The sequence below is a fragment of the Sulfurospirillum cavolei genome (genome assembly GCF_001548055.1).
In the GTDB taxonomy this organism is placed as follows: domain Bacteria; phylum Campylobacterota; class Campylobacteria; order Campylobacterales; family Sulfurospirillaceae; genus Sulfurospirillum.
Map to the genome: position 1 here is coordinate 1,449,591 of NZ_AP014724.1, position 25,668 is coordinate 1,475,258.

General features: G+C 44.5%; 24 protein-coding genes. 10 read left to right on the forward strand and 14 right to left on the reverse strand.

The window, feature by feature from the left end:
• Nucleotides 1–67: 67 nt before the first annotated feature.
• Entirely contained in the window at nucleotides 68–1,015 is a 948-nt protein-coding gene (locus tag UCH003_RS07290; RefSeq protein WP_060825997.1) for a YbgA family protein, read from the forward strand.
• On the opposite strand, the gene UCH003_RS07295 is transcribed toward UCH003_RS07290, so the two are convergent.
• Nucleotides 1,016–3,145: a methyl-accepting chemotaxis protein gene (locus UCH003_RS07295; RefSeq protein WP_060825998.1), complete on the reverse strand. Its 2,130-nt coding sequence runs from the start codon at nucleotides 3,143–3,145 to the stop codon at nucleotides 1,016–1,018.
• A gap of 112 nt (nucleotides 3,146–3,257) precedes the next feature.
• Here UCH003_RS07295 and UCH003_RS07300 point away from each other — a divergent pair, with 112 nt between their 5' ends.
• The 4 genes from UCH003_RS07300 to UCH003_RS07315 all read left to right on the forward strand — a co-directional run bounded on the left by UCH003_RS07300 (nucleotide 3,258) and on the right by UCH003_RS07315 (nucleotide 7,402).
• A complete protein-coding gene (locus tag UCH003_RS07300; protein WP_060825999.1) occupies nucleotides 3,258–4,607 on the forward strand; it encodes a cryptochrome/photolyase family protein in 1,350 nt (449 codons plus the stop codon).
• 83 nt (nucleotides 4,608–4,690) lie between these two features.
• Nucleotides 4,691–5,323, forward strand: a complete 633-nt coding sequence (locus UCH003_RS07305; protein ID WP_060826000.1) for an NAD(P)H-dependent oxidoreductase — start codon at nucleotides 4,691–4,693, stop codon at nucleotides 5,321–5,323.
• 115 nt (nucleotides 5,324–5,438) lie between these two features.
• Complete coding sequence (locus UCH003_RS07310; protein WP_060826001.1) at nucleotides 5,439–6,671, forward strand: putative DNA modification/repair radical SAM protein; 1,233 nt, start codon at nucleotides 5,439–5,441, stop codon at nucleotides 6,669–6,671.
• Complete coding sequence (locus UCH003_RS07315) at nucleotides 6,671–7,402, forward strand: TIGR03915 family putative DNA repair protein (protein WP_060826002.1); 732 nt, start codon at nucleotides 6,671–6,673, stop codon at nucleotides 7,400–7,402. The genes UCH003_RS07310 and UCH003_RS07315 overlap by 1 nt, the downstream gene beginning before the upstream one ends.
• Nucleotides 7,403–7,438: 36 nt before the next feature.
• Here UCH003_RS07315 and UCH003_RS07320 read toward each other — a convergent pair whose 3' ends face one another.
• From UCH003_RS07320 to UCH003_RS13925, 4 genes are all read right to left on the reverse strand, one after another.
• Nucleotides 7,439–8,863 (reverse strand): efflux transporter outer membrane subunit, encoded by a 1,425-nt coding sequence (locus UCH003_RS07320; RefSeq protein ID WP_060826003.1) that lies wholly within the window; start codon nucleotides 8,861–8,863, stop codon nucleotides 7,439–7,441.
• The gene (locus UCH003_RS07325; protein WP_060826004.1) at nucleotides 8,853–11,981 is read right to left on the reverse strand and encodes an efflux RND transporter permease subunit; all 3,129 of its coding nucleotides are present in this window, start codon (nucleotides 11,979–11,981) and stop codon (nucleotides 8,853–8,855) included. Before UCH003_RS07325 ends, UCH003_RS07320 begins: the two co-directional genes overlap by 11 nt.
• 3 nt (nucleotides 11,982–11,984) lie before the next feature.
• Nucleotides 11,985–13,142: an efflux RND transporter periplasmic adaptor subunit gene (locus UCH003_RS07330; RefSeq protein WP_060826005.1), complete on the reverse strand. Its 1,158-nt coding sequence runs from the start codon at nucleotides 13,140–13,142 to the stop codon at nucleotides 11,985–11,987.
• A gap of 84 nt (nucleotides 13,143–13,226) precedes the next feature.
• Entirely contained in the window at nucleotides 13,227–13,883 is a 657-nt protein-coding gene (locus tag UCH003_RS13925; RefSeq protein ID WP_060826006.1) for a TetR/AcrR family transcriptional regulator, read from the reverse strand.
• A 180-nt stretch (nucleotides 13,884–14,063) separates the two neighbouring features.
• Between UCH003_RS13925 and motA the strand changes: the two genes are divergently transcribed.
• The 4 genes from motA to UCH003_RS07355 are packed head-to-tail and all read left to right on the forward strand — an operon-like array spanning nucleotide 14,064 to nucleotide 17,854.
• Nucleotides 14,064–14,837: a flagellar motor stator protein MotA gene (motA, locus tag UCH003_RS07340; protein WP_039674352.1), complete on the forward strand. Its 774-nt coding sequence runs from the start codon at nucleotides 14,064–14,066 to the stop codon at nucleotides 14,835–14,837.
• A 9-nt stretch (nucleotides 14,838–14,846) separates the two neighbouring features.
• Nucleotides 14,847–15,641: a flagellar motor protein MotB gene (gene motB, locus UCH003_RS07345; protein ID WP_060826007.1), complete on the forward strand. Its 795-nt coding sequence runs from the start codon at nucleotides 14,847–14,849 to the stop codon at nucleotides 15,639–15,641.
• Between the two features lie 41 nt (nucleotides 15,642–15,682).
• Nucleotides 15,683–17,518, forward strand: a complete 1,836-nt coding sequence (locus tag UCH003_RS07350) for an ABC-F family ATP-binding cassette domain-containing protein (RefSeq protein ID WP_060826008.1) — start codon at nucleotides 15,683–15,685, stop codon at nucleotides 17,516–17,518.
• 33 nt (nucleotides 17,519–17,551) lie between these two features.
• Nucleotides 17,552–17,854, forward strand: coding sequence for a hypothetical protein (locus UCH003_RS07355; protein ID WP_039674346.1), 303 nt, complete (start codon nucleotides 17,552–17,554; stop codon nucleotides 17,852–17,854).
• A 9-nt stretch (nucleotides 17,855–17,863) separates the two neighbouring features.
• On the opposite strand, the gene UCH003_RS07360 is transcribed toward UCH003_RS07355, so the two are convergent.
• The 5 genes from UCH003_RS07360 to UCH003_RS13935 form a co-directional block, all read right to left on the reverse strand.
• Nucleotides 17,864–18,604, reverse strand: a complete 741-nt coding sequence (locus tag UCH003_RS07360) for an MBL fold metallo-hydrolase (protein ID WP_060826009.1) — start codon at nucleotides 18,602–18,604, stop codon at nucleotides 17,864–17,866.
• A gap of 81 nt (nucleotides 18,605–18,685) precedes the next feature.
• On the reverse strand, nucleotides 18,686–20,293 hold the full coding sequence (locus UCH003_RS07365; RefSeq protein WP_060826010.1) for a methyl-accepting chemotaxis protein: 1,608 nt from the start codon (nucleotides 20,291–20,293) through the stop codon (nucleotides 18,686–18,688).
• Nucleotides 20,290–20,664 (reverse strand): diguanylate cyclase domain-containing protein, encoded by a 375-nt coding sequence (locus UCH003_RS07370; protein WP_144440993.1) that lies wholly within the window; start codon nucleotides 20,662–20,664, stop codon nucleotides 20,290–20,292. Before UCH003_RS07370 ends, UCH003_RS07365 begins: the two co-directional genes overlap by 4 nt.
• Nucleotides 20,665–20,847: 183 nt before the next feature.
• Nucleotides 20,848–21,096: an HD domain-containing phosphohydrolase gene (locus tag UCH003_RS13930; RefSeq protein WP_060826011.1), complete on the reverse strand. Its 249-nt coding sequence runs from the start codon at nucleotides 21,094–21,096 to the stop codon at nucleotides 20,848–20,850.
• A 35-nt stretch (nucleotides 21,097–21,131) separates the two neighbouring features.
• Nucleotides 21,132–21,518, reverse strand: coding sequence for an HD-GYP domain-containing protein (locus UCH003_RS13935; RefSeq protein ID WP_144440994.1), 387 nt, complete (start codon nucleotides 21,516–21,518; stop codon nucleotides 21,132–21,134).
• An 89-nt stretch (nucleotides 21,519–21,607) separates the two neighbouring features.
• Here UCH003_RS13935 and UCH003_RS07385 point away from each other — a divergent pair, with 89 nt between their 5' ends.
• A complete protein-coding gene (locus UCH003_RS07385; RefSeq protein ID WP_231964757.1) occupies nucleotides 21,608–21,883 on the forward strand; it encodes a helix-turn-helix domain-containing protein in 276 nt (91 codons plus the stop codon).
• Between the two features lie 68 nt (nucleotides 21,884–21,951).
• On the opposite strand, the gene zupT is transcribed toward UCH003_RS07385, so the two are convergent.
• Genes zupT through thiD form a run of 4 tightly spaced genes read right to left on the reverse strand, consistent with a single transcriptional unit; the run spans nucleotide 21,952 to nucleotide 25,611 of the window.
• Nucleotides 21,952–22,797 (reverse strand): zinc transporter ZupT, encoded by an 846-nt coding sequence (gene zupT / locus UCH003_RS07390; protein ID WP_060826013.1) that lies wholly within the window; start codon nucleotides 22,795–22,797, stop codon nucleotides 21,952–21,954.
• Between the two features lie 20 nt (nucleotides 22,798–22,817).
• Nucleotides 22,818–23,621 carry a hydroxyethylthiazole kinase gene (gene thiM / locus UCH003_RS07395; RefSeq protein ID WP_060826014.1) on the reverse strand — a complete coding sequence of 268 codons (804 nt, stop codon included), beginning with the start codon at nucleotides 23,619–23,621 and terminating at the stop codon, nucleotides 22,818–22,820.
• Nucleotides 23,600–24,811 (reverse strand): putative hydroxymethylpyrimidine transporter CytX, encoded by a 1,212-nt coding sequence (gene cytX / locus UCH003_RS07400; RefSeq protein WP_060826015.1) that lies wholly within the window; start codon nucleotides 24,809–24,811, stop codon nucleotides 23,600–23,602. Before cytX ends, thiM begins: the two co-directional genes overlap by 22 nt.
• Complete coding sequence (gene thiD, locus UCH003_RS07405) at nucleotides 24,808–25,611, reverse strand: bifunctional hydroxymethylpyrimidine kinase/phosphomethylpyrimidine kinase (RefSeq protein ID WP_060826016.1); 804 nt, start codon at nucleotides 25,609–25,611, stop codon at nucleotides 24,808–24,810. Before thiD ends, cytX begins: the two co-directional genes overlap by 4 nt.
• Nucleotides 25,612–25,668: the final 57 nt, after the last annotated feature.

Below are 25,668 nucleotides of genomic sequence, written 5' to 3' on the forward strand. Positions count from 1 at the left end.
ACATCCCCACTAAGCCTTTTATCAAAAGAATAGCTATAATTGTCATAGCTTTTTTCAAAGGACTTTCATGCTCAAACTAGCCGTTTCCGCCTGTTTATTGGGCGAGCAAATTCGTTACGACAAGACAGCTCAACGCGACCGCTTTATCACTGACAAGCTTGGCAAATATGCTTCATTTGTGCCTTTTTGTCCTGAGCATTTGGCGTTTGGGACGCCGCGTGAGACCATACGCATTGTGCAAGAGAGCGAGCACAAAAAGGTCATCACCGTCTTTTCCAAAAACGATGTCACAGAGGCGATAAACGAAGCGGTGGAGCATGAACTGCGAAAGATTCAAAGTGAGCCGATTTGCGGCATCATCCTTAAGTCCAAGTCGCCGAGTTGCGGGCTTGGGAGTGCTAAGTATTACAGCGGTGCGATGAGTGAAGGGAAGAAAGATGGACTTTTTGCGTTTACATGTAAAGCGTATTTTGTGGATTTTCCCATCGAGGAAGAGGCGCGTTTGATCGACCCTTGGCTGAGAGAGAATTTTGTGATGCAACTTTTTGCGTACCACGATGCGATGGTGCTTCAAGAGAACATTCAAACCATGCAAGAGCTTGTGAGTTTTCACACCGCGTATAAGTTTCTACTGCAAAGCAAGCACGAAGCAAACTACCGCCTTTTGGGTAAGATCGTCGCCAACCATGCGAAAAAAAGCCTGCATGTCGTGACGCACGAGTACCTTGCGCTGTTTAAAAAGACGATAGCACACAAAGGCTCCATCGGCAAAACGGTCAACGTGCTTCATCATATGGTCGGTTTTTTCAAAAAAGAGTTGAGCAGTGCCGAAAAACAGGAGCTTCACTTACAGATCGAAGCATTTCGCGATGAGATCGTTCCACTTATTGCCGTGATGAATACCGTCGAATTTTTGGCGAAGAAGTACAACACGACCTACCTTCTAGGGCAGAAGTTTTTAAACCCCTACCCTAAAGACTTAGCGCTCCGCTCCGTGATTCAAGAGGGAAAATAATCACGTTTTGAACGTGCTAAGCGTTGCGTTAAGATTTTCCGCCATTTGGCGAAGGTCTTTGCTCGTAACGCTGATTTCTTCGAGTCCTTGCGCATTTTGATGGGAAATGGTGTTGATACTTTCGATCTTTTCGACGATAACGTCGATACTTTTTTCGGTATTGACGTAGTCGTTGACCGTTTTATCGCTCATTTTCGTCGCCATTTCCATGATGCTCGTCGTCTCTTTAATCTTCTCTTCGACGGTTTCTGCGGTATGCGTTAGCTCTTGAACTTTTTCGGAGTTTTGATTCATCTGTTCACCCGAATCGATAATGGCTTGAACGATGACGTTAATGGTCGCATTGATCTCCATAAGGCTTTTTTGCGTACGTTCGGCGAGTTTTCGCACTTCATCGGCAACGACCGCAAAACCTCGTCCGTGCTCGCCCGCACGTGCGGCTTCGATGGCGGCGTTAAGTGCTAACAGATTGGTTTGATCGGCAATGTCGGAGATGACCGTTAAGACGTTTTTCACTTGATCCGCATCGGAACTGAGTTGTCGCATTCGCGTTGCCAGCTCCATTTCGGTATGCGCGCTTTCATCGACTTTATTCCCAAGCGCGATAATCTCAGCGCATGCGCTTTTGAGGTTTTCGTTTGCACGGGCGATCTGCTCTTTCGATCGCTTGGCTTCATCGACCGAACTTTCGATCTCGCTACGGAGGGTTTGGGAAACCTGAGTCGCGTCCGCGATAAGCTCCGTAGAGTGTTCTACACGCTGCGTAATCGTTTGGGAAATACTGGAGAGCGTATTGGAAAGGTTGGTATTTTCGCTACTGGCTCCTTTGGCGGCAATCATCGTCTGATGGACTTTTTCGATAAAATGATTGATCTGCGTTGCCGCTTTACCGATCTCGTCGTTTCCGTCTACGTCAAGCTTACATGTCAAATCGCCCTCTCCCCGTGCCAAGTCCGCGGCTTTCGCGGTTAGCGCATCTAAAGGACGGTTGACCACGCGCCCTAAAACGACGTAAATCACGCCGAAAATAATCAACACCATCACTATGCCCGAGAGGATTAATTTCACGATCAGATGCGTTATATTGGAGTCGATCTTCTCTTTTTGCGTAGCGACGTTATTTTCGACGTCTTGTAAGTAGATGTTGGAGACTAAAAACCATTCCCAATCTTTAAAGTATTTCGCATAAACCATTTTCGGCTCGACTTTGCCGGTCGTAGGATTTTGGTACTTATAGGAGATGTAAGCCCCCTCCTCCTCATGCGCCATACTCTCTTGAATCAATAACTGACGGTACGGTTTTCCGTCCACGTCCTTATCGCCTAAGTCAAAAACCGTATCGCGCAATTTGGGATTTGCGCCGTTGAAAACGACCGAGTATTTGCCGTCTTTGAGCTTTTTGACCGCATAAAAGTAGCCGCCGTTGCCGTATTTGAGGTTGGAAAGTGTTTCGATGGCTCTATCTTGGTGGTAGGATTTGATGAGCGACATGTATTCGCCCGTTCCGATGATGAGATTGAGCGGTTTGAAGTAAAAGTTGTACGAGATTTTTTCTTCGATTTCGCCGCTGAGGGGATTTTTATTAAAATACTTGGTCACGTTGTTCCCGCCCGGAAGTGCCGACTCGATAATCGGCTTGACCGTGTAGTTTCCTTTGACGTCTTTTCGGTCGATCAAATTTTTGCCGATAAGGTTTTTACTTTCGTGCGCGACGTTAATTCCCTCGGGCGTATAGGCGAAAAAATAGCCCGCTCCTTTATTATAGCGATAACTTTGAATCACGTGGATTAAAAGCTCTTTGAGTGCTTGTTCGCTCATACTCTCTTTTTTCTCTTGGTAAATAAAACTCAAAAGTTCTTCAAACATCAAAGCGTCTTCTTTGATTTTTTCGACGATTTTTGCGTCGCTGGTTTTGTCGTAAGAGGTTTTGACCGCTTCTTGCGCGATTTGGAGATAGTTTTTAACCTCTTGCTTATTCAGTGTTTTGATCAGCTCTTCTTGATCGGACATTTGCGTTGCGCCAAGATCGTACGTACCGCGAACGACGATAATAAAAAAGATGGATGCCATCACCGAGATAGAGACGATAAAAACCAAGAGAATTCGTATTTTGAGCGAAGCTTTGAGCATACAAGACCGTCCTTGCGAAAATTCAGAATATTTCAATTTTACATCAAAAAAAGGACAATTTTAGGATTTCTTTTACTATATAATACTTTCCAACTATCTTCAAGGCTAACATGTGAAAAAATTACTCTGGTTTAGACGCGATTTGCGCATTGAGGACTCGATGCTTTTGACGACAAAAGGCGAAGTTTTACCGCTGTTTATTTTCGATACAAACCTTTTAAACACATTGGAAGCAAACGACCGTAGGGTTTCGTTTATTTTTGAACGGGTGCTAAAGCTCAAAGCCGACCTTAAAGCGATCGGACTCGATCTAGCCCTGTTTTACGGCACGCCTTTGGAGGTGTTTACCTATCTCAAAACGCTCGGGTTTGAAGAGGTTTACGCCGCCGTCGATTACGATGCGTACGCCAAAGAGCGCGATCACGCTATCTCCTCGGTTCTTCACTTTCACGCACTCAACGACTGCTACCTGTTTGAACCCAACGAAGTACTCAAAAAAGACGGCTCGCCTTACCTTGTTTTTACCCCTTATTATAAGGCTTGCAAGCAGCTTTACACACAATTTCACGCATTAAAATACGTAAAAGCCGATCAAAGCCTTTCAAACTTCGACTACGACGTGCTTTGGAGCATTCAAAACGGCATTCAAAAACCTTTACATATCAAGCTTGAAAGTCTTGGATTTGCGTCTTTACATGTCAACATTTTAGAGCCTCAAAAAGCACTCGAAATCTTTACATGTAAGATCGATGCGTACGAAGAAAAACGTGACTTTTTAGACGCAGACGCCACATCGCACCTAAGCGTACATCTACGTTTCGGCACGATCTCGATTCGCGAAGTCGTGCGTCATTTGGTTGCGTTGAAAAAAGAGGGACACCCAACGGAACCATTTTTCAGGCAGTTGATCTTTCGCGAATTTTACGCTTACTTGCTTTACCATTTTCCCAAACTGGCATGGGAAAATTACAAATATTCCCCGCCCGTTTCCAATGACGAAGAGGCGTATGCGCGATTCATCTTAGCTCAAACGGGCTATCCGCTTGTCGACGCGGCAATCACGGAGCTTTTAGAAACGGGCTTGATGCACAATCGCGCACGTATGATCGTCGGCTCGTTTTTTACCAAACATTTGATGTTGCCGTGGCAAAAGGGCGAGGCATTTTTCGCCAAACATCTTTTAGATTACGACGCGAGCGCGAATGTGCTTTCGTGGCAGTGGTGTGCGGGAACAGGGATCGATCCGCAACCCTATTTTCGCATCTTCAACCCCTACGCCCAATCGTTGAAATTTGATAAAGAAGCCCACTACATCAAACGTTATCTTCCGCTTTTGCGTAACGTACCTTCTGCTTCTTTGCACAACGAAGCCTATCTGCTGCATCATTCTATCGCAGGCTATCCTAAGCCCATCATTGCGCATGAAAGTGCTCGAAAACGTTTTTTAGCATCCTTCGACTAAACTAATTACATACCAAAAGTATCGTAAGGGTAATGAAAGTTTTGAATGACTATAATTTTTACGCCACACTATAAGGAGACACTATGCTACAAAACGAGTTTTCAAAAGCTATGGACTTTCGTCATGCATGCAAACTTTTTGACGAAAACAAAAAAATCTCTGATGAAAATCTGCGCTTTATCATGGAAGCCGCACACAAGTCGCCCTCTTCTTTCGGAATGGAGCCATGGAAATTTCTCGTCATCAAAAACGAGTCGCTTAAAGCCAAACTTCGCCCGTTTTGCTGGGATCAGCCGCAAATTACGACATGTTCGCATTTGGTCGTCATTCTAGCCGCCATTGACGCCGTCAAAGTCGAAAGCGGTATTCCGATGAAACGTTTCGCACGACGCGATATGCCGCAAGAAAAAAAAGACTTTTACATCAATCTTTATGCCAACCACCTCAAAGAGACGCTAAGCTCTGATACCAAGGTCTACGCATGGACGGCACGTCAATGCTACATTGCGCTAGGAAACATGATGACCGCGGCGGCGTATCTCGGTATCGATTCGTGCCCGATCGAGGGATTTGAAAAAGAGAACCTTGAAAAAGCATTAGAGCTTGATACGAGCAAATACCAAGTCGCCATCGTCTTACCTTTGGGGTATCGCATCAACCCGCAACCCGCACACCTTCGCGTTCCTTACGATGAAATAGTCGAGATCATCGAATAGCATCATCAAAGCGTCTCTTGCGATTACACCCAAGAGACGCCCTCTTCTTCTCTCTTTTTCATTTCATTTTGAAATATTTTAGCCTTTACATGTAAAAAAGGTTTATCATGCGTGCATGAAACTAACCACCGAAGACAAACTCTCCATCTTAGCAGGCAGTGCCAAGTACGATGTCTCATGCTCGTCCAGTGGCAGCGAGAACAACTACAAAACAGGCGAGCTGGGCTGTGCGCACACCAGCGGCATTTGCCACAGTTTCACCAGCGATGGTAGGTGTGTTTCGCTTCTCAAAGTTTTGCTCTCCAATATCTGCATTTACGACTGTGCGTACTGCATCAACCGCGTGAGCAACGACATCCCTAGAGCGGCATTTACACCTCGCGAACTAGCAGAACTTACCATCAATTTTTACAAACGCAACTACATCGAAGGACTTTTTCTAAGCTCAGGCATCATCAAAAACGAAGACCATACGATGAGCTTACTGCTTCAAACCTTGCGTATTTTGCGCCACGAGTACCGCTTTAATGGCTACATTCACGTCAAGCTTATCCCCGGAGCTTCCAAAGAGCTTATCGAAGAAGCGACCCTTTTGGCGCATCGTGTGAGCTCCAACATCGAGCTTCCAAGCTCCAAAAGCCTTGCTCTTTTAGCACCCGATAAAACCAAAGAGACACTTCTTTCCCCGCTCAAACATGCGCGCGACATCACCTTGCAACGAAGTGCAAAACCGATTTCGATGAGCACACAGATGATCATCGGCGCGACAAGTGAGAGCGATTTTGAGATCTTGAAGCTCTCCTCATCGCTGTACCAAAAAGCACTTTTAAAGCGGGTCTATTACTCTGCGTACATTGCGGTAAATAACCACAAACACCTGCCCGTTCCAGAGCTTTCCAAACCGCCACTCCTTCGTGAACACAGACTCTATCAAGCCGATTGGTTGTTGCGTTTTTACGGCTTTAGCTACGATGAGATTTTGAGCGAAAACCAAAACCTTGACATACAGTTTGACCCTAAAACCTTTTGGGCACTCTCCAATTTGCATCTGTTTCCCATCGACGTGAACCGAGCACCCAAAGAGGTGTTGGTGCGCATTCCAGGCATTGGCATCAGAGGAACTTTGAAAATTTTGCAAGCCAGACGCTTTAAACAGCTCAGCTTTGAGGACTTAACACAGCTTAAAATTTCGCTCAAAAAGGCGCGCTATTTCATCGTTGCGGGTAAGGATTTTTACCGAAGTACCAGTCTTTATGAAGAGAAGATCAAGCTTGCGCTTATTCATCAAGGAGAAAACATCATCCAACCGACTCTTTTTGATGCGTCTATTTACACAGGAGAGCTGTGATGATCTTGCTGTATGATGGCACTTTTGAGGGTTTTTTGTCTTTGGTGTATGAGGTGTACTATGAGAAGTTACATGTAAACGCCATTGTCAAAAAACTCCCTGAAACACTTCTGTTTGAGCGCTTTCATGAAGTCTTTAGTGATGAAGCCAAAGCGCGCAAAGTCTTAGAGGCTATTTCGAAACACTTCACAAAAGAGCACCAACGCACCATTTTCAATATTTTCTTATGCGACACAAGAGAGCATGAAATGGCGCTTTTAGAGTACATTCGCATTGGGTTTAAAAACCAAAAAGAGCTACAGAACATCAACAATCCCAACCTTTTTTTCATCCAAACACTTGAAAAGGAGCTTTTGTGTTTGGTGCATAAGATGTACGGTTTTACCCGCTTTGAAGAGCTAGACGATGGCACGCTTTATGCCAAGATAGAGACGAAGTTTAACATTGTCCCTTTTTTGGGAGATCATTTTTGCAAACGATTGGGTAACATTCCTTTTATCATCCACGATGTTAAACGCGCTCTTGCTTTTGTCAAAAACGACAAGATACGGGAAATACGCTCTATTGCCGAGTTTGAAGCACCGACAGTTTCAAACGAAGAGGAGAAATTTAAAGCGTTATGGAAAAGTTTTTTTAAAGCCGCGGCAGTGCAAGAGCGGTTCAATCCCAAGCTTCAGAAAAGCTGGGTTCCGCTTTTATATCGTACTTACATGTACGAATTTGACGCGTAAACGCTTGGCAGTAAACCAAACGTCTACGCATCTTTTTTATAACTCCGAAGTCTCTTTTTCAAAGGCTTGCTTATCGAAGCCGCCGCCTAAGGCTTTATAGAGCGAAATGCCGGAACTAATCAACGATTGTTTGGTTTGCACCAAACTTAATTGCGCCGCAAGATAGTTTCGTTTAGCATCCAGCAAACTCAAATAGTCGCTGTATCCTTGCTCGTATTGTCGCTTCGTAAGAACGTACACTTGCGAAACGCTGTCCAAATACGCCTTTTGATGCTCTAACTGTTGCGTCAACGTGTGGCGTGAATTTAACGCGTCATACGTATCTTGAAACGCTTGCTGAACCGTTTTAGCGTAATTGATCTCGGCTAGCTCTTTGTTTGCTTTAGCACTTTCCACATTGGCGGAAGTTTTTCCCATATTAAAAAGCGGCGTCGCTAAACTGCCGCCGAAACTGTGCATCGCCGATTGCGATTGGAAAAGATTGGAAAGCTGCGTGCTTTCAAAGCCAAGCGCACCGGAGAGGCTAATGCTCGGAAAATACGCCGCTCTAGCTACGCCGATGTTGGCATTGGCAGCTTTGAGTTGCTCTTCGGCTTGAAGAATATCGGGACGCTTTTGCAAAAGCGATGAAGGTAAATCGGCGGGAACGACAATATCGTTCGGCAATTTACGATTCAACGTTTCGTGTGCAAACTCGGCAATGGCACGAGGCGATTTTCCGACCAAGACGGCCAAAGCACTTTGCTGTAAAGCAATCGATTGCGCTAGGGTATCTTGGTTGATGCGAGCACTATCAAGCGAGGCTTGTTCTTGTAAAAGCGTTGCCTTGGTAATCGCACCCGCAACGTATTGCGCTTGGTAGCGTTTGAGACTCTCTTCTCTGGTTTGAATCGTCTCTTTGACGATATCGTACTGTTCGTACAAACTTAAAAGCGTAAAATAGCTATCGGCAACGCTGGCCGCCAATGCGATTTTAACCGTCTCTTTTGCCGCATACGTCGCTAACAAGCTTGCTCGTGCGGAAGCTTCGGCTTCTTTGTATTTACCCCAAAGATCCACTTCGTAACTGAGTACGGCACTCAACGAAAAATCGTTGTAAGTATTATGTGCTTTGGAACTAAACGTATCGGAACTCGTTCGAGTACGCTTGCCAGAACCCTCGATATCGACACTTGGATAGCGATCGGACGTACTGAGCGACAACGAAGCGCGCGCCAAAGAGATATTTGCCATCGCACTTTGGAGGTCGTAATTATTTTTCAACGCCTCCTCGATTAACGCAGAAAGCTTCTCGTCACGGTAATTGTTCCACCATGACGCGTCAAATGAGGATACCGCTTGCACGCTATCGCTACGGTAAGCATCGGGCATAGCTTGTTCGGGTACTTTCAAGTCGGGAGAAAGCGAACATCCGCTCATCATCATGACCGCCAGTGCGGCGATATAAGTATTACGCGTCATGGCTCTCTCCTCTTTTTATAAATTTTTCATTCAATTTTGCCAACCAATTGTAAAAAAGCGGTACAAAGAAAATCGCAATCGTCGTTGCCGCAATCATACCGCCGATAACGCCCGTACCGATTGCATGGCGACTTCCCGCACCTGCGCCTGAACTAATGGCAAGCGGTAAGACACCGATCGTAAAAGCTAAAGACGTCATGACGATCGGACGGAAACGAAGACGTGCCGCCTCAAGCGTCGCATCTAAGATCGATTTGCCTTTTTCTTGTGCTTGCATCGCAAACTCAACGATCAAGATCGCATTTTTCGCCGAAAGTCCGATCAGTACCAATAGACCGATTTGGAAATAAATGTCGTTGCTGAGCCCTCGCAAATAAACCGCCGCAATCGCACCGAATACCGCAAACGGAACGGCGGTAACAACGGCTAAAGGCATCAACCATCGCTCGTACTGCGCCGCTAAAATCAAGAAGATAAAGACGATACCGAATAAAAAGGCTTGCGAACCGCTTCCTTCCATCTCTTTTTCCTGATACGACGTTCCCGCCCATGCAGTTACGTAACCTTGCGGTGCAACTTCATTGACGACTTCTTCGATCGCTTTAATCGCATCGCCGGAAGTATATCCCGGTTTGGGTTCGCCGACGATTTTAGCCGCGGCAAAGATATTGAAACGGTCTACGACGTCCGGTCCGATAATACGATCAAAACTCACCAACGCACTAATAGGGATTAATTTCCCCGAACTGGATTTCACAAAAACGTATTTTAAATCTTCCGGTTTTTCTCTAAAATTGACTTCCGATTGAACGTTGACCTGATACGTACGACCGAACAAGTTAAAGTCGTTGACGTAGTACGCACCGAATGTCGCTTGAAGCGTACTAAAAACATCTTTTATCGAAACGTTCAATGCCTTGGCTTTTTCGCGATCAAGAGTAATTTTATACTGAGGTACCGCCGTATCAAACGTACTACGAACCATCGTTAGTTCCGGTCTTTGACGCGCTTTTGCGACGATTTGGTTGACAATCTCCCCTAGCGAATCCAACGAACCGCCGGTACGATCTTGCAAGTACATCTCAAAGCCGCCCGAGATACTAAGCCCCATAATCGGCGGAGGGTTCAAGGCAAAGATCGTCGCTTCGGGAATCTGAAAAAACGCTCCGGTTAACGAACCGCTCAATGCTTGAGAGTTTTGGTTTGGACTTTTACGTTCACTCCAGTCCTTCAAGTCGATAAAAGAGGTTAACGCATTGGTTTTTACCGCACCGCTGATAATATCAAAACCGGAGATCACGATGCTATAACGAATGTCGTTCACGGAGTTCATAATTTTACTCATATTGCCACCGACTTCTTGCGTACGAGGAAGCGACGATGCGGGAGGTAAAGACGCCGAAGCGATCAAAAAGCCTTTATCTTCCAAAGGAACAAGGCTAGAAGGTACTTTTTGAAAAAGCCCGTACGTGAGTCCCATGAGCCCGAAAAATAACATAATACTGATAAAACCGTGTTTTACGACCAAGCCGACACCTTGAGTAAACCAGTCAGTCGAAAGGTCAAAAAATTGATTAAATTTTTTCACGAACCAAAAAGGTTGCGGCTCTTTTTTCTGAAGAAAAATCGCACACAACGCAGGGGTAAGCGTTAAGGCAACCATACCGGAAATAATGACGGAAATAACGATCGTAATCGCAAATTGCTGATACATCGCTCCGGTAAAACCGCCCATAAACGATACGGGAATGAAGACAGCGCACAAAACCAAAACAATCGCAATAACCGGACCCGTTACTTCTTTCATCGCCTCGATCGTTGCGTCTTTAACGCTAATATCCTCACGCGAGTGTAAAATTCTTTCGACGTTTTCAATAACGATGATCGCGTCGTCGACGACAATACCGATTGCAAGGACCAAACCGAAAAGCGTCAAAAGATTGATCGAAAAACCGAGCGCATACATACCGGCAAATGAACCGATGATGGAAACGGGAATCGCCAACACCGGAATAATCGTTGCACGCATATTTTGTAAAAAGAGATACACAATGATAACAACCAATAAAAGAGCTTCAATCAGCGTTTTGACAACTTCTTTGACCGAAACCTGAATAAACGTCGTCGTATCGTAAGGAATACGATACTCGATGTTTTCGGGGAACGTTTTAGAAATCTTCTCCATTGCGGCATCGACTTTTTCAGATGTTTCTAGCGCATTTGCACCGGATTGTAAATAAATACCGATCGGTACCATCGTCTGACCGTTTAAGGTCGCGGTAACGTCGTACGACTCGGCACCGAGTTCGATACGCGCAATGTCTTTGAGGCGAAGACTTGAACCATCTTTATTGGATTTTAAAATAATATTTTCAAACTCTTCTACTTTATCAAAACGCCCTTGCGTCGTAACCGTATAGGTATAGGCTTGAGAGGTCTGAGACGGAGATTGATTAAATCTACCGCTTGCAAATTGTGAATTTTGCTCGGAAATCGCACTGATAACTTCTGTAGGGCTTAAATTGTACTTGGCCAATTGATCCGGCTGCATCCAAATACGCATCGAATAGTCTTGATTTCCGAACAATGAAGCATCACCCACGCCGGGGATCCTTTTCAATTCGTCGATGACGTTCACGAGTGCATAATTGGCCATGTAAATACGATCGTAACTGTTGTTCGGCGAAATAATCGAGATAACTTTCAAAATCGTCGAAGACTTTTTACGTACCGTAACGCCTTGAGCCTGCACTTCGCTCGGAAGACTGCTCAACGCTGCTTGAACACGGTTGTTAACGTTGATTGTCGCCATATCCGGATCAGTTCCGATTTTAAAATAGACATTGATCGTTAGCGATCCGTTGGACGAAGCGGTTGAGGACATGTAAATCATATCTTCGACACCGTTGATTTGCTGCTCGATCGGTGCGGCAACCGTCTTCGCAATCGTTTCGGCACTCGCTCCGACATAGGTTGCACTGACGCTTACTTGCGGCGGCGTCACTTCAGGGTATTCTTCGATCGGAAGACCTTTAATACCCATCAAACCCGCAATAATCACAACAATCGAAAGAACGGTTGCGAAAATAGGTCTGTTGATAAAAAATTTGGAAAACATACCTTATTCCTTTGTTTCGGCAACGTTAATAGGAGTGCCGGGGCGCAATTTGGTCAAGTTATTCGTAATAACCGTGTCGCCTGCATTTAACCCGTTTTCGATAATATACGTATCGTTATGTACCGTTCCGGCTTTGACGGGAAGTTTATGCGCTTTGCCCTCTTTGACGATATAGACGTAAGAACCCGTTGCATCTTGTAAAAGTGCTTTTTGAGGAATGCTGATCGCATCTTTGTAAACCAAACCTCCTACGTTAACGCGTACGAATAGTCCCGGAATCAAAATATGATTCGGATTGGAAAACGTCGCTCTAGCTTTAATCGTCGAAGTTTCGGCATCTACCGAATTATCGAGAAAATCAAGCGTTCCCTCTTTCGCATACGCCGATCCGTCCGGCGTCAAAAGACGAACGGGAAGTTTTGCGTGTGCGATGCTGTTCCAATTTCCCGTTCCCATCACGTATCGCTTTTTGAGCAATTCAATATCGGGAAGCGAAAACTCGACATAAATAGGATCGATCTGCGTGATCGTCGTCAGGGTCATCGTATCGCTGTTAGACCCGACGTAACTTCCGATATCTTGAGTATTAAGACTCGTCATGCCCGAAATCGGCGCTTTGACTTTCGTATAATTAAAATCGATAGTCGCTTTTTTAAGTGCCGCTTGCGATGCTTTGAGTGAAGCGATAGCGGATTCGTATGCCGATAAAGCACTGTCGCGTTCTTTTTGAGAAACGGCGTCTTGTGCAAATAAGGTTTTAATACGTTCCCAATCGCGCGTCGCTTGTTTTAACGTGGCTTCTTTGACACCCACGTCCGCTGCCGCTTCTTGCATCAACGCTTCGTAACGCTCAAAATCGATTTGATAAAGCATTTCGCCGGCTTTCACGAAATTTCCTTCCGTAAAATACTTTTTCTCCAAAATACCGCTCACGCGGGCAACGACATTAATTTGTTGAATACTCTTAATTTTGGCAGGGTACTCTAGCGAGACCGGAACATCGCTCGCAACAACTTTATACGTTGCGACGGACAAAGGAGGCATCGCTTGCGCGGTTGCGGTTTTATGTTCGGAACCGCTACATCCATTCATCCAAAAAGTTCCCAATGTTGCAATTAAGGCATACGTTGCATACTGTAAAGACATCTTTGTTTTTCTCATATGTTTTACTCCGTTGTTTAGTGTAATGTACATTACATTACATTTTCTGGCGAATTATAGCCCTTAAAAGTTAACAAGTCAAGCTCAAGATCGTTGTAATCCTTTGACAAAAATACTTACAACTTGGCGCAACGCTCGTTCTTGTTTTTCGGGTGAAATATCGATCTTCGCACCGACAAGCCTTCCGAATATAAAAGGGTCTTTCAGTGCGTGTAAAAATTGTTCCGCACATAAAAGCGTATCCTCAACAGTGATTCTTCCTTCTTTTTTTTCTCGGTCAAGATAGTCGCTAATAACTTTTTTAGGACGCATCATAACTTTTTGCATGACTTGTTCGCTAAAAGGAAGATCGTCCAAATAGCCGACCGAAACGATCAGACGATGAAATAAAACCGCATCGTTTTCAATGACCACGCGTAAAAATTCATGACCGATCATCGTTAAAAACGCTTCCAAACGCCCCTCGTAGCCTTGACTCATTTTTGACCACTCACCGAATAACTCTTGTGATTTTGCCTCAAGAGCCGCAATGAACAATTGCTCTTTATTGCCGAAATGCTTATAAAGCGTCGCCAAAGAACCGCCGGCGACTTTAACGATATCGCACATACTTACGTTTTTATACCCCTTTTCAAGAAACAAACGATACGCAACATCAACGATTTTAGTACAGCGCGATTCGGCTTTCGTGCTTAATTGTTTAAAAAAAGAGTTAAAAAAGCAACATCCTTCTTTATTCATTCCTTTGCACCTCCTTGCACGGTTTTTCAAAATTATACAGTTTTATTGGCTTTAAACAAAAACTTAGCGTAGGAACTAAGGAATATTGTTATATTATTCACGAAATTATGTAAATTTTTTTGCATTTTTACCGATAGTATTTTTTAGCAATTAATATTGAATCAGTTTGGAGCAAAAGGTATGGATTTAACCGTCATCTTAGGCATGTTGCTTGCCGTTACGTCGATCTCCGTGGGCGATCTTTTAGAGGGCGGCAATCCCGTTCACGTTCTACATTTTACCTCCTTTTTGATCGTGGTTCCGACTGCTATGGCATCGGCCATGACGGGCACGACCCAAGAAAACGTTAAAGCTGCTTTTAAAGAATTTAAACTCGTTTTTAAAAAATCTCCTATCGATCTTCACGCACGCATTAAACAAATCGTCGATTTTGCCATTATCGCCAGACGCGACGGTATTTTGGCGTTAGAATCACATGCCAACCAGATGGAAGACGAGTTTTTCAAAAAAGGCTTAAGTATGGCGGTTGACGGTACGGAAGCGCACGAAATCGAAGAGACGCTGGAAATTATGATCGAACAAACCGAGGAATATTACCACGGTGCGGCGCACTACTGGCTTCTTGCCGGTGAAACCTGCCCCGTTATGGGACTCGTCGGTGCCGTTTTGGGTTTGATCCTTGCGCTTCAAAAACTCGATAACCCCGCCGAAATGGCGGCAGGTATTGCGGGTGCATTTACCGCAACGGTTACGGGTATTGCGGGTGCTTACATGTTCTTAGGTCCTTGGGGAAATAAGCTCAAAGGAAAATCACACGACTTTATCAAAGAAAAACATGTCATCTTAGCCGGTATTTTAGGTATTTCACACGGCGACAATCCGAGGACTTTAGAGATGAAACTTCTCAACTACCTCTCTCCGCTTGAAGAGAAGAAAAGTCAATTCGATAAATAAGGAAACTCCGTGGGTAAAAAATGTAAACAGACCGAATGCCCCGCCGGTGAAAAATGGGCCGTTCCTTATGCCGACTTTCTGAGCCTTCTTTTAGCACTTTTTATCGCACTTTACGCACTTGCTTCCGTTAACAGCGAAAAGATGAAAGCCCTCAAAGAAGAGTTTGTTAAAATTTACGATTACAGTGCCAAACCCGAAGAAGCCAACCCCGTTATTCGCTTAAACGCCAAAGCCGGCGATGCGGCAAAAGATAAAGACAAAGGAAATGCGGGCGGCGTATCGACGCAACTGGACGAGATTGCCAAATTGGCCGAAATGATTGAAAAAATGAACATCGGCGAAGGCTCTTTGGAACAAAAAATCGACGGTGCAATGCTCAAACTCCCCACAAAGATGTTATTTGCTCCGGGCTCCGCCGACATTACCAACAGTGATTCAATGCTTTTCTTAAAACGTGTTTCGGATATTATCTCGATGTTACCTAAAAACGTCGACGTCGTCGTGAAAGGCTACACCGACAATACGCCCGTACCGAGCGGCAGTAAATTTCAAGACAATTTAGAGCTCTCAAGCGCGCGCGCCAATGCCGTCATTCGCGTTTTAATTAAAAACGGTATTGCTCGCGATCGCCTGAGCTCCGCCGGATACGGCGATACCAAACCCGTGGCAAGCAATGATACGCAAGAAGGTCGAGAAAAGAACGGTCGCGTCGAGTTTACGATGCGCATCTCAGGTCCCGATAATTCCGCCAAAAAAGAGTCTATCCTCGATACGCTCAATACCATCAATAAAAAAGCAGAATAGTTTCGACTATTTTGCTTCATCTCTAACACGAACGAGCTTTTATGATTCAAGTCAGTCATTTGTATAAACATTTCGGCGAACAAAGCCTTTTTGAAGATATTAATTTTAGTTTAGGAAGCGGCTATAAAGTCGGCTTCGTCGGGCGAAACGGTTCAGGAAAATCCACGCTTTTTAAAATACTTTTGGACGAAGAAGAAGCCGACGCCGGCGATATTTTGATTCCGAAAAACTATACTGTTGGAACGCTTCGCCAACATATCCTCTTTACGCATCATAGCGTTCGCGAAGAGTGTGCTTCCGCACTCAAGCACGAGGAAGCCTTTGACGTGTATAAAATCGAAAAGCTGCTTTTCGGGTTAGGCTTTACGCAAGACGATTTGGACAAAGACCCGATGAGCTTTTCCGGCGGTTATCAAATTCGCCTTAACCTTGTCAAACTTCTTGCCGCCGATCCTAACATGTTATTGTTGGACGAGCCGACCAACTACCTTGACATCGTCTCGATGCGTTGGCTTAAAAATTTTCTCAAAGAGTTTAAAGGCGAGCTGATACTTATTACCCACGATCGCGATTTCATGGACGCGGTTTGTACGCATACGATGGGACTCAGGCGTCGATCGCTCAAATTGATCGAAGGTAATACGCACAAATACTACGCCAAACTGGAAGAAGACGATGAATATTACCTCAAAACCAAAGCCAATTTAGACAAAAAACGTGCCGAATTGGAAGATTTTATTACGCGGCAAAAAGCCAAAGCTTCTAAAGCCGTTATGGCGCAAAGCAAGGCAAAACAACTCGATAAAATGGGCGAAATGGAAGATTTGGAAGCGGAGAACAGCCTTGCTTTTACGTTTAATTACAAAAAAACGCCGGCTAAAATTATGTCGGAAGCGCACAATCTTACGTTCGGATACGATGCTGCAAAACCGCTTTTCAACAACCTTTCGTTTAAACTCGAAAAAGGAAAATGCTTAGCGATTATCGGTAAAAACGGCAAGGGAAAATCCACGCTCCTCAACCTTTTAGCGGGGGAATTAAACCCTCACGCAGGTTCACTGTATTTTCATCCGGAAACGACGCATGCACATTTTGGGCAAACCAATATTCAAAGGCTGAACCTCAAAAATACGATCATCGACGAGATCTATGAAACAGACCCGCTTCTTGGGATTACGCGCGTGCGTTCGATTTGCGGAGCGATGATGTTTAGCGGTAAACTTGCCGAAAAAGAGATAGCGATTCTCTCCGGAGGCGAACGAAGCCGCGTTATGCTCGGTAAAATTATCGCAACGCCTGCCAACCTTCTTTTCTTGGATGAACCCACGAACCATCTTGACATGTACTCCATCGATGCTCTTTGTGAAGCGATTAAAAGCTTTGAAGGATCAACTGTTTTGGTCACGCACTCCGAGGCGATGCTTCGAGCATTAGCCGATACCTTGATTATTTTTCATCACGATAAAGCGGAGTTTTTTGACGGAAACTACGATACGTTTTTAGAAAAAATCGGATGGGAAGAAGAGCTTGACGACACGCCTAAAAAAGCCGTATCGAGTGATTATAACGAGATCAAAAAACGACGCACCAAGCTGATTCAAGAGCGAAGTAACGCCCTATCGCCTCTGAAAAAAGAGATCGAGCGTTTGGAACATAGAATTATCGCGCTTGAGGAGCGCATCAAAAACACTAACGAAGCCCTTGTCGTCTGTTCGTCAAGCACTAACGATTTGTCGGAATTGCAACGTCTTAGCAAAATGATTAAAATCGACGAAGAAGAGCTTGAAAAACTTTTCGAAACGTTTGAATCTTTACATGTACGTCACGATTCGCTCTTTGAAGCCTATGAAATTCAATTGAAAAACATTGAAAATTAGTGTAAAATTGCCAAAAAAGCAAAGGTACACACGATGCAAAATTTAAAAGAACTCCTCTTGGAAAACGGTTGCTCGCCGGAGTTTATCATTGATGCTATGCGCTATGAGCATCTTTTTAAAGGAGACGTCGACGCCTTTCTCGATACCGTCGAAGATATTTTGATGAACGAAGAAGATTACGATGAAGAAGCCCTAGACGATGAGGACGATTTTGATGAAGAGGAAGACGACCCTATTTATCAAAGCGAGTACAATTACGAGGGCAACGAAGACGATATCTATTTTGAAGACGAAGACGGCGAAGAGGCCTTTGAAGACGACGAAGAAGAGGAATAATCCTCTTTTTCACACCTCGATATGAAATCCTTGCTCGATGTAAGGATACTCTACTTTGATTTTTTTCTCACGTATCGGCAATAATGTATGACAACTTGCATGAATAAAATAGCCCATTTGCGGCTCGATTCGGCGGATCAATGCCGCGGCGGTTTGAGGCGTACAATGTTTTTTAGACAACATCCCGTCACTATAGCACGCATCGATAAAAAGATGGTCGATCTTTTGAGCGTGTAAAAACGCAAGCATCGTTTCTTCGATGTCGCCGCAATCGGTCAAATATGCCGCCGTTTTCGTTGCGGTACGAATCACATATCCCAAAGTCGGCTTCGAGTGTACAAGCGCAACCGCCGTAATCGTGACGCCTTGAATTTCAACGCTTTGTAAAGGGTTTAACACACGGTACTCCAAAGAATCTTTGCGCACCAATAAATCCCCGAAACCGTCGGCATCGTCGGGTATATAGCACGGAATGGTCGTAACGGATTTACGAAGGCGCATCAGCCCCAAACAATGATCGGCATGAAAGTGCGTTAAAAAGACGGCACGAATCGTAACGGTATTGAATCGATCCATGAGTGCATCGTATCCGGCGTCAAATAAAATCACGCTTCCGTCGTCTAAGGTGAGATAAGCCGACGTGGAACGATTGCTGATTCCTTTTTCCCGCGCCTCTTGACAAACCTTACATGTACATTGATGAAGCGGAATACCGCCCGTGTCCGAAGTTCCTAGAAATTCAAATTTCACGCATTCCCTTTAAAAAAGATGTGAAATTATACACGAAAAAGAGGATGCGAGCTTCATACTTTGCGTATGAAGCTCGAAGCATTACTGAAACTGCCCCAGCTTAGCATTGAGATTTTCCGCTAACTTGGAGAGATGATCGGCCGCAGAGGCGATCTCTTCGATGCTTCTGGCGTTTTCGCTTGTAATCGCATTGATATTGGTAACAAGATCAACGATCTTATCGGTATCTTTAGCAATCTTATGAGAATTATCGGCACTCACACCGACCGATGCTACGCTTTCGTTCATGACCGAGGTCGTAGAGATAATGGTATCTTCGACATTGGTTGAAACCGAAGCTAGATGACGAATGTTTTGAGCATTTTTACTCATCTTATCCGAAGAGTTAACGATGGATTGAACGATGACGTTAATCGTTGCGTTAATCTCGGTTAAAGACGATTGGGTACGTTCGGCAAGTTTACGGACTTCATCGGCAACCACCGCAAAGCCTCGTCCGTGTTCTCCTGCTCGGGCAGCTTCAATCGCGGCATTGAGTGCAAGCAAATTGGTTTGATCGGCAATATCGGAGATGACGGTTAAGATCTCTTTGACCTGTTCGGCATCTTTACTCATCTGTTCCAATTGTCCGGCAAGTGCACTTTCGGCTTCACTGGCAAGTTCGACTTCGTTTTTCAGTTGAATCACTTCATTTTTGGCGGCTTCGAGTTTATTGCCCGCAAGAGCGATACTTTGTTTCATCGATTCGGAGAGGATCGCCGTTTCTTGAACAAACTTTTTAATCGATACGATCTCTTCAATCGTATTGTTAACGATCACGGTACTGTTTTCGGCATTTCTACCGATTTGCATACTGGTGGTGGAGAGTTCATGCGAAACCGAAGCGTTTTCGCTAGAAGAGCGTTTGACGTCTTCAATAATATGCTCTAAGGTATCTACCAGCGTATTAAAGCTATTGACGATCTCTTGGATCTCATTCTTTTTACCGTAATGGATACGAAACTTCAACTCTTTTTTTTGAACGAATCCACTGATACTATCTCGTATCAGATGCACTCCTTGCATCACGTTATTTCGGATCATCACGCCTAAGACAATCACGCTCAAGGCTACGATTAGGGAAAGTCCTATCATCATCGACGAGGCGCTGTTCTTTTCCGCAGCCGCTTCTTGCGATTCACGTAATGCATCTTCTTGGACATCGTCCATATGCTCATCCGTCGTCTTCGTAAGCGTTTGAGGCACTTCCGCCGTAGCGGCGATCAACTGTTTAATTTCCTCTTTTTTACCTTCTTTGGAAAGCGTAAAAATTTTGTTCACGATCTGGGTATATTTATTAAAATACTCTTTTTCTTTTTCGTAATAACCTCTGTCTTTAGCATCGGAAATCAAGCGTTCGTAATCGTGATTGGCTTTTTCGAAATCGCGTTTATAACCGTTGAATTTTTCCTCCAACGCTTCTTGCGTCTTAAGATCGTCGCTTTCCATATGCTGTAAAGCAACGATGCGCATGCGGTACATCGCTTGCTGTAAATCTCCGATCAGTAAAATACTCGGTAAGGAATTGACGTTACATGTATTGGTCTTGGCATAGACGTGTTCCATCTTCGTCATCCCGATGCTAAAAACGGCGATAATGCCTAAAATAGCAATGAGAAGCATGGTAATTAACTGTTTTGAGATACTCATAAATTGACCACTCCTTTGAGGTATTTAATATTCTTTTTTTTATGCAAATACGGTTCAAAATCTTCCCATGTTCGAAACGAAAAATCATGAAGATGAAAATGGGTCAGACTAATGTCGATCCCCTCAAATCCTAAACAGAGTTTTTCTTTAACCTCTTGCGTGTCAACATTCATATGATGCGAGTTTAAGATCACAAAATCATCGCCGTAGATACGAAAAATCGGCGCATGGTCAAAGAGAAGTTTGAGCCTTAAAAACGTCTCTTTTAAAAGATGGTTTCCCGCTTTCCAGCCGTAATAATCGTTATAGCAATGCATATGATGAATTTCGATCAGATAGCAGCAAATGCACTCGTTTTCACCCCGTTGCATTAAAAAGTAGTTCAAATAATCGCTGGAATATCCCGTCGTGATTTTATCTTTGTAGAAAAACGCAAAATACTCTTCTTGATGATACGACGTCGGAATTTGATGAACGCTTGTAAGCTCTTTTTGGATTTCGAAAAAACGTACGGCGGCTTCAACGACGTGCGGATCAAATTGCGTATTGGAGCATCATCGTAACTCGTTTAAGGCTTCGTTTTTGGTTTTTCGCGGTTTGTAGATTCGGTTGGTCGTCATAGCGTCAAAAGCGTCGGCAACGCATAAAATGCGTGATATCAGAGGAATAGCATCGCCTCTGAGTCGATCGGGATAGCCCGTCCCGTCGAACGATTCGTGATGATGCCGCACAATAGGGACATGGTCTTTTAACGCGGAAATATTTTCGATGACTTTCACGCTGTCGATCGCATGACGCTGCATAATGATGAGCTCTTTTTTCGTAAAACGCTTGGGTTTTAAAAGAATGGATTCGGGGGGGTTAAGAGTTTTCCGACGTCATGAAGCAATCCGGTTTCATGCGCTAACGTCTGTTCTTTGGCGTCCAATCCCAAATTTTCCGCAATTTTAGAAGCATAATAGGCAACTCTTCTTGAATGTCCGGCCGTATAAGGGTCTTTTTCTTCCAAAATCGTATTAAGCATATGGATTGCTTCGCGATAAATCATAATACCTTCTTTTGTGTACGTATACCTACGTTTTTCTGATGAGTTTAATTGAGAAAGAAAGCTAAATACTCTATTATAATAGATAAATATGCATTTTATTTCAAATAAAATTAAAATGATATTAATTTGACATACGTAATCATTTTCCGCCTTAATTTTAGTCGTAAAATCGATCAAAACTCAAACGCTCTATTATGATAGATTGATTGAAGTCGTTTATCGGTATAAACTCACGTATGGAAAATTAAAAGCATTAAAGAAATTTTATGAAAAAAACTCTAGAGCATTTTCAACAAGAGATAGAATATGACGGTACAGAAATGCGAGCGTTTTTTTTAAGCGTCGGGCGGCGAATTCAGACTATTCGTAAAAAAAAAGGTATTAGCCAGCTCGAACTTTCGAATATGCTTGGATTTAAGTCGACCTCATTAATCGCCGGAGCGGAATCGGGATACCATAACATTAAGTTTTCTTTAGAGCACCTCTACAAAATTTCTAAAGCACTTAATGTCAGTATCAAAGAATTTTTCGACTTTGAATAAACGCAGCTCCGCGCGCTTAACGATTGACGTTTACCGTTACATGTCAGATTGGACTCACGTCTGACATGTTAAATTAATTTGAACGCAACCAAGCTTATCGCCATTACGAACATTCCTAAAACGATTCCGAAAATCGTCGTATGGGCATTACCGTACACGCGCGCCGAAGGTAAGAGTTCGTCAAAAGAGATATACACCATGATGCCCGCAACCACGCCGAACGTAATGCCTAACGTCAGCTCGCCCATGATCGGAAGTAAGAGGAAAAAGCCTACGATCGCGCCGATCGGCTCCGCTAAACCTGAGATAAAAGCGTACCAAAACGCTTTTTGACGATTTCCCGTCGCATGATAAATCGGTAAAGAAACCGCCATTCCCTCGGGAATATTGTGAATTGCAATCGCAAGCGCGATCGTTAAACCGATAGTCACGTTTTCGACCGCGGCGATAAACGTCGCAAATCCTTCGGGAAAATTGTGAATCGTGATCGCAAGTGCCGTAAAAATACCCGTACGATGCAGTGCTGAATGATTGACGGGCGTGTGTGCATTTGTTTCGTGAAGAACGCTCAGTTCTTGGGTTGATTTGAGTTCGTGAGGATTGACGTCTTCGGGGATCATTTTATCGATCAAGGCACTCAGCGCAATTCCCGCAAAAAAACAGACCAACGCAATCGCTTCGCCTTTAACGTCGTTGTGAAAAAGCAGACTAAACGAGAGCTTGGATTTGTTTAAAATTTCGACGAATGAAACGTACACCATCACGCCTGCGGAAAAACCGAGTCCGATCGATAAAAACGTATGGCTTTTATTTTTCGAAAAAAAAGCGATTAATGCGCCAAAGCCGGTACTGAGTCCGGCTAAAAGCGTCAAGAAAAAAGCGGGAAGAAACTGTGCCAACGTTATCGACTCCATTCTCGCTCCTTTTTGCGAGATTATAACACGTTTTGAATCCGTAAACGACGATGAAGCGTCGCTGCGTTCATCTTGCTAATTTCATCGATCAGCGAAACGCGAAAACTTCCCGTGCCTTTGGTTTTATCCGCTAATTCCGAAGCGATCGCCATCGTCGAAATACCGGCAATAGCCGAAATCAACGCATCGCTTTTGGTTCCTAAAAAACTACCGATCAACGAAGTCGTCATGCATCCCGTGCCCGTCACTTTCGTTAATAACGCATCGCCGTTTTGCAAACGATACGTTACGTTGCCGTTTGAGACGATATCTTCTTTCCCCGTAATCGCAATCGTACACTGAAGTTTTTTGGCTAACGAAGCGGCGATCAATCCGCCGTCTGCTTCATCATCCAACGAATCGACACCGGAACTTTTCGCTTCCAATCCCGCAATCGTTTTGATCTCCGCCATATTGCCGCGAACGACGTCCATACGTACATGTTGCAATAATGCTTCAACGCTTTGAAGTCGAAACGGTGTTGCACACACACCCACGGGGTCTAAGATAACGGGAATCCCTTTTGCATTTGCCCTACTAGCAGCTTTTTGCATTGCTTCGAACGTTTGGGCGTTGAGCGTTCCGATATTTAAAACCAAAGCGTCGCACAATGAAACCATTGCTTCGACTTCTTTTAATTCGTCCGCCATAATAGGCGATGCGCCGATGGCTAACACCGTATTGGCACAATCGTTGACCGTCACGTAATTGGTAATATGATGAATCAAGGCGCATTTATGCGCTAACGCATCAAAGAGTGCCTTTAGTGGCTCTTTAAGGTCCATGTTCGAACTCCTTTCCTAAGCGTCACAAACAATAAAAGCGTCACGATCATCGTCGGTAACGTCGACCCTAAAATAAAATCGAGCGTTAAAAAGTAATAATAGACGATAATCCCCGCAATCCAAATAAAAACATACCCTACATGTAAGCGTAACGTTTCATCGATACGTGTATTGCCGAAGAGAAAATAATCACTCAGCACGATCGCAAACAAAGGAGCAAACACCGAACCTATCGCATACAAAAAGTTTTCGTACGCCTCAATCGGCGTTAAAAGCGCAACGCCAAGACCTATCAACGTCATGACTAAAGCGATTGAACGTTCGGAAAATTGAGGAAAAAGATTTCGAAACGTTACTCCGGCGGAATAGGCGTCCAAAAACGTCGTCGTTACGGTTGAAAGTAACACGATACCCAAAGCAAAAAATCCTAAATTGAGCGCGTTCATCATACTCGCAACACTTGCGTCTTTGGCATACAATGCCATCGCCAAGCCGATCGTATACATCAATGAACTGCCGAGAAAATAGCCTGAAAAGCACCCGATCAAACCGCGTGTTTTATGTGCTGCAAAGCGTGTATAATCGGCAATCAACGGTAACCACGAAAGCGGCATAATCACGCAAAGTTCCAACGCCGCGCCAAAGCTCATCTCACCGGTCGAAGGCGAGGCAAAAATCTCTTGTTCCCGAAAAACGACAAAACATAACAAAAGCGTCAAACCCAAAAGCAATACGACCGCGATAACGTTCAATCGCGTAAAGCCCTGTTTGCCCAAAGCGATCCACAGCAGGATTAAAGCGGCAATCACGATCGTCCAAACGTGAAGATTTTCGATTCCCCAAAGAGAGAGGCTTAACGCGTCGGCGGCTTTAGCACCGGAGAGCATCATCACCGCCGTCCAGCCTAAGAGCTGAAGCATATTTAAAACAGAGAAAAGATACGATCCGTATCTGCCGAATGCGATACGCGTTGAGGTCATCGCCCCTATTTTGGCATTAAACCCGATGATGCCGCCCAAAATTAAAATCGCTCCGCCGATCAGATGTCCGATCACGATCGCCCATACGCCTTGCATAAATCCCAAAGGTGCCAAAAAAGAGCCCGTTAAAATCTCCGCCAAAGAGATTGCGGCACCAAACCACAGCGCAAAAAGGCTCCATCCGCCCAAAACGGTTTTTTCGCGCATCATACGTTTAATCCCGCTTTGCGATACAGTGCGTAAAAATGATGCACCGGTCCCACACCCTGCCCCAAGGCAAAACCGTGTTCAATTGCTTCGGTAATATAGACTTTTGCTTCTTCCACCGCCTCTTTGAGCGGATAATCTTGTGCTAAATAAGCCGCAATCGCCGATGAGAGCGTACAACCCGTACCGTGCGTATTACGCGTGTGTAAGCGCGGCGAATGCAATTCAAAAAAATGTTCTCCGTCATACAAGACATCGATAGCGTCCGCTTCCAAATGACCGCCTTTGACTAAAACGTTCGCACATCCAAGCGCGTGTAAATCACCTGCGGCACGGTGCATTTTTTCCAAAGAATCGATCCGATAACCCACGATGACTTCCGCTTCGGGTAAATTGGGTGTAATCAGCGTCGCCATCGGTAAGAGTTCTTCAATCAACGCTTTTTTGGCTTCGGGTTGTAACAGATCGTAACCGCTTTTAGAAATCATCACGGGATCGACAACAAGCGGCGGCAAGGCATAGCCTTTTAATGCGGAGACGATCGCATGGATGGTTTCAGGACGCGATACCATACCGATCTTGACCGCATCGACGCGAATATCGTCGAAAATGGCTTCGATTTGACGTGTAATGACGTTTGGGGTCACGTCTTGAACGTCAAAAACGCCTTGCGTATTTTGAGCCGTAATCGCCGTAATAACGCTCATACCGTACGTTCCGTTCGCACTAAAAGTTTTCAAATCGGCTTGAATGCCCGCACCTCCGCAGCTATCCGAGCCGGCAATGGTTAAACAGTGTTTCATACGCTATCCTCATAAAGAGAGTTCAACGCTCTGATGCAATAAGAGAGGGAAAAGTAC